Annotated in this window: 5 protein-coding genes and 1 pseudogene; all 6 read left to right on the top strand. The window is 63.3% G+C overall.

What is annotated here, in order from left to right; all coding sequences use genetic code 11:
- The first annotated feature begins 15 nt into the window (after positions 1 to 15).
- Positions 16 to 546: a HyaD/HybD family hydrogenase maturation endopeptidase gene (locus tag AAC083_RS07505; RefSeq protein ID WP_108536218.1), complete on the top strand. Its 531-nt coding sequence runs from the start codon at positions 16 to 18 to the stop codon at positions 544 to 546.
- Positions 528 to 1043: a hydrogenase-2 assembly chaperone gene (gene hybE / locus AAC083_RS07500; protein ID WP_108536217.1), complete on the top strand. Its 516-nt coding sequence runs from the start codon at positions 528 to 530 to the stop codon at positions 1041 to 1043. Before AAC083_RS07505 ends, hybE begins: the two co-directional genes overlap by 19 nt.
- Before the next feature lie 115 nt (positions 1044 to 1158).
- A complete protein-coding gene (locus tag AAC083_RS07495; RefSeq protein ID WP_108536216.1) occupies positions 1159 to 2766 on the top strand; it encodes an ABC transporter substrate-binding protein in 1608 nt (535 codons plus the stop codon).
- Positions 2751 to 3761, top strand: coding sequence for an ABC transporter permease (locus tag AAC083_RS07490; protein WP_108536215.1), 1011 nt, complete (start codon positions 2751 to 2753; stop codon positions 3759 to 3761). The genes AAC083_RS07495 and AAC083_RS07490 overlap by 16 nt, the downstream gene beginning before the upstream one ends.
- On the top strand, positions 3751 to 4563 hold the full coding sequence (locus AAC083_RS07485; protein ID WP_108536214.1) for an ABC transporter permease: 813 nt from the start codon (positions 3751 to 3753) through the stop codon (positions 4561 to 4563). Before AAC083_RS07490 ends, AAC083_RS07485 begins: the two co-directional genes overlap by 11 nt.
- Positions 4557 to 4691, top strand: a pseudogene (locus AAC083_RS07480) (ATP-binding cassette domain-containing protein); the annotation flags it as partial. The gene AAC083_RS07485 and the pseudogene AAC083_RS07480, both read left to right, overlap by 7 nt.

The following is a 4691-nucleotide window of genomic DNA, read 5'->3' as shown; positions in this document are numbered from 1 at the left end:
GGTGAAGGTGCTGTGATGAATACTCTGATCCTGGGCGTGGGCAACCTGCTCTTGAGCGATGAGGCCGTCGGCGTGCGCATCGTCGAGGCGCTGGGGCGCGAATACCGTTTCGCCCCCGGCATCGAACTGCTCGATGGTGGCACGGCAGGTATGGAGCTGCTGGAAGCCATGGCCAGTCGCGATCACATCATTCTGGCGGATGCGGTGCGCAGCGGTAACCCGCCGGGCACTGTTGTGACCCTGCAAGGTGACGAAATCCCGACCCTGTTTGGCCGCAAGATCTCCCCGCACCAGCTGGGGCTGGCGGACGTGCTCTCGGCGCTGCACATGACGGGAGAGTCGCCGAGGCGGCTCACCCTGATCGGCATAGAGCCTGAATCCCTCGAACCGCGTATCGGCCTCACCCCCGTCGTGGCGGCCGCCATGGGGGAGGCGACGGATCGGATTTTGACTCTGCTGGCCAGTGTTGGCGCGCCCGCCATCCCGCTCTCTGAGCAGGAAAAAGCTGAACAAGCACGGGAGGGCCTATGGCGCAGTCCCATTTAAGCGAGGTTGATGCCGTGCAGGAGTTCATCGGTTTTGCCAGCAATCCCGCGCCTTTGCTGGTCGCCCAGTATGAGCGGATCGCTCGCGAAGAGATGCAAGGGCTCCCTTTCTATCACGCCATCATGCCCATAGTGGCGGAGTGCGTGTTGTTTGAAGCGCAGTGGCTCGGTTGCGTGCTGACCCCCTGGATGTTGAGCGTGGTGGTGTTGCCGGGGCCGGATCAGCGTTGGCCGGTGCGCAGCAGCAGCGATCGGCTCGCCCTGCAGCTCCCCTGCGGCAACATGACCTTTATGGTGGGCGAATTGCCCGAGACGGGTCAGCAGCTGGCCTGCTCCCTGATGTCGCCGCTTGATCCCCATCTTGGGGCCGAGCAGGGGCGCTCGCTGGTGAGCAGCACCCTCAAAATGCTGCTCTCCTTGCCGGTTCAGCAAGGGGCCAGTGGTGTGGATCTGGGGCGCAGACGGCTATTCGGTGCCCGGCGTGGCCAACCGGCATAGCCGCTAGGTTTCACGCGAAATCAAGTTTAGAATAGGGGCCCGTTTTGGCCCCTCACTCGCTTCTTCGTCTGACGTTTTTCTTCGAGGTGAGTGGTACAAACGAACAAGGAATCTTATGACTATTCAATGCCATGGCCGCCGCAAGGGCGTGCCTGTCGTCGCTGCTACTTTGCTGGCCCTGCTCTCGGGCGGACACGCTCATTCGGCACTGGCCGCCCAGCCTGTGCCTGCCGAACTCACACTCGCCATCGGCGCCGAACCCACCGAAGGGTTCGACCCCCTGCTTGGCTGGAGTCACGGCAGCTACCTGCTGCTGCACAGCCCGCTGCTCAAACAAAACGCCGATCTCAGCTGGCAGGATCTGCTCACCCAATCGGTGACCCCGAACCAGGATGGCAAGGGGTGGCTCATTACCCTCAAGCCCGGCCTGACATTCTCCAACGGCGCACCGCTCACCGCCGAGGATGTGGCCTTTACCTACAACAGCGCGGCCAAAGGCGGTGGCAAGATCGACATGGGTAACTTTGTCTCTGCCAGGGTGGTCTCGCCCACCGAGGTGGCCATCGTCTTAAGTGCCCCCCAGAGCACCTTTGTCAATGTGCTGGGATCGCTCGGCATAGTGTCAAAGCGCGATTACGATCCCAAGGTGTACGCCCAACAGCCAGTCGGTGCCGGCCCTTACCGGCTGGTGAGCTTCCTGCCCGGTCAGCAACTGGTGGTGGAGGCAAACCCCTATTACGCCGGTGGCAACAATGATTTCAAACGGCTGGTGTTTGTCTTTATCGATGAAGAGAGCGCCTATGCCGCCGCCCAGAGCAGCCAGCTCGATCTGGTGCGCATCCCCCCGTCGCTGGCGCCTACTGTGCCTGCCTCCCTCAAGCTCTGGGTACGGCCGAGCGTGGAGAACCGCGGCATCGTCTTTCCGATCCCCCCTGCGGGCGGCAAGGATGCCAAGGGTTATCCCGTCGGCAACGACGTGACGGCCGATGTGGCGGTGCGCCGCGCCATCAACTACGCCATCGACCGCAAGCTGCTGGCCGATCAGCTGCTGGAAGGGCACGCCATCCCCGCTTACAGCGCGGTGGAAGGCTTGCCCTGGTTGAATAAAGCCACCGCCTTCAAGGATGGGGATGCCGCCCATGCCAACGCCCTGCTCGACGAAGCGGGCTGGAAGATGGGCAGCGATGGCATTCGCCACAAGGGCGACCTGCGCGCCACCTTTCCCCTCTGGTACACCAGTGGTGACAGCACTCGCCGGGATCTGGCGGAAGCGGTGCGGGCCATGCTCAAACCTATTGGCCTCGACGTGAGCCTCAAATCCGGCAGCTGGGAGCAGGTGGAGCGGGAGATGCACGCCAACCCGGTGCTGATGGGGTGGGGGAGCCTGGATCCCATGGAGCTCTATCACCACTACCAGAGCGGATCCGGCGGCGTTGAGTTCTACAACCCGGGCTACTACCGCAACCCTGTGGTGGATGGCCACCTCAAGCAGGCGCTGGATGCCCCGAACTGGCAGGCGGCAGTGCCCTTCTGGCAGCAGGTGGAGTGGGATGGCAAGACAGGCGCCGGGGTGCAGGGGGATGCCGCCTGGGCCTGGTTGCTCAATGTGCAGCACACCTATCTGGCCAACCGCTGTATCGATCTTGGCAAGGGGGCGCCGGAAATTCACGGTAGCTGGTCTTTGCTCAACAACCTCTCTGACTGGCGGTGGACGTGCCGTTAAGTTCTCCCGTTAGCTCTTCCGGTTACATTCTGGTAAAAGCCCTGCTGCGTCTGGCAGGGCTGCTATGTCTGGTCTCTGTCGCCACCTTTGTGCTGCTGAGCTACTCCCCCATTGATCCCATCAAGGCCTATATCGGCAACGATCTGCTCCATGTGCCGCCCGAGCAGTACGCCCGCATTGCCGCCCGCTGGGGACTGGATCAGCCGCTGTGGCTGCGCTACTGGCACTGGTTCGGCCAGGTGCTGCAGGGGGATCTCGGTTACTCCATGCTCTACAACGCGCCTGTGGCTCAGGTGATCGGCAGCCGCTTTGCCGCCTCCTTCCTGCTGCTGGCGGGGGCCTGGCTGCTCTCCGGCTTTTTCGGCATTCTGCTGGGGCTGTGCGCCGGTCGCTATCTCAATCGCTGGCCCGATCGCTTTATTTGCCGCTTTGCTTACTTGCTCGCCTCCCTGCCCACCTTCTGGGTTGGTCTCTTGCTGCTCACCCTGTTTGCGGTGCACTGGCCGCTACTGCCGGTCTGCTGCGCCTGGACGCCGGGGCTCTCTGCCGATGAGGCGGACTGGCTGATGCGATTGCGCCATCTGTTGCTGCCGGTCACCACGCTTGCGCTGCTCGGAGTGGGCAACATTGCCCTGCATACCCGGGGGCGGGTGGCCGAGGTGTTGGAGAGCGACTTTATCCGCTACGCCCGCGCCCAGGGGGATGGCGGCTGGCCCATGCTGCGTTTTCATGTGCTGCGCCACGCCCTGACCCCGGCGATCTGCCTGCAGTTTGCCTCCCTCGGTGAGCTGATTGGCGGATCGCTGTTGGCGGAGAAAGTGTTCTCTTATCCGGGGCTCGGGCAAGCGACGGTGGATGCGGGGCTGCGGGGGGATATCCCCTTGCTGATGGGCATAGTGCTCTTTTGTACCCTGCTGGTCTTTATTGGCAACACAGTGGCCAGTTTGCTGCTGGCGCGCATCAACCGGGGTTGGGAGGGGGAGCATGCTGTTTAATCCGCTCCCCTCCATAGTGCGCCTTGGCGTGGCCCTGATCGGGCTGGCACTGCTGGCCACTTATGGTTGGAGCCTCTCTCATCAGGATGTGCCAATGGATCTGCTGGCGCGCCAGCAGCCACCCTCGCTGGTCCACTGGTTCGGGACCGATCAGATGGGGCGGGATCTCTGGTTGCGGGCCTTTCAGGGCGCCCTCACCAGTCTGGAGCTGGGCATCAGCACTGCGCTCTGTAGTGGTCTGCTGGCCATGGTGGCGGCAAGCGTGTCGCTCATTCACCCCAGATGCGATGTGGCGGTGCGGCTGCTCATCGACGCCATGCTGGCGCTGCCCCATATGCTGCTGCTGATCCTGATCTGTTTTACCGTGGGGGGCGGCATGCGCGGGGTGATCCTGGCGGTGGCGCTGACCCACTGGCCCAAGCTGGCGCTCATTCTCTGCGCAGAAGCGCGGCGGATCGCCTGCAGCGACTACGTGGTGCTGGCCCGCTGTCAGGGGATGGGGGCGCTGCGTCGCTGGCGCACCCACCTGCTGCCGGGGCTGTTACCCCAGTGGTTTATCGGCACCTTGCTGATGTTTCCCCATGCGGTGCTGCACAGCGCGGCCTTGAGTTTTCTCGGCTTTGGTCTGGCGACCCATGAGGCTTCCCTTGGCCTGCTGCTGGCCGATGCGTTGCGTTATCTGGCCGGTGGCGGCTGGTGGCTGGCGCTCTTCCCGGGGTTGATGTTGCTGCTGCTGGTACTGCTGTTTGATCAGGCTACCCGAGCCCTGCAGCAGCTCTGGTTTGGGGGGGAACCATGCTGAGTTTTGACCATGTGACCATAGAGGCGGCCCACTACTCCTGGCTGGGGCGACGCAGCTGGCAGCCATTGCTGACCGATATCAGCCTGCAACTGGCGCCGGGGGAGATAGTGGCGCTGGTGGGGGGGAGC

Source organism: Aeromonas sp. HMWF014 (assembly GCF_963878295.1).
GTDB classification, from domain to species: domain Bacteria; phylum Pseudomonadota; class Gammaproteobacteria; order Enterobacterales; family Aeromonadaceae; genus Aeromonas; species Aeromonas popoffii.
This window is presented reverse-complemented; position numbering and strand designations above follow the sequence as displayed.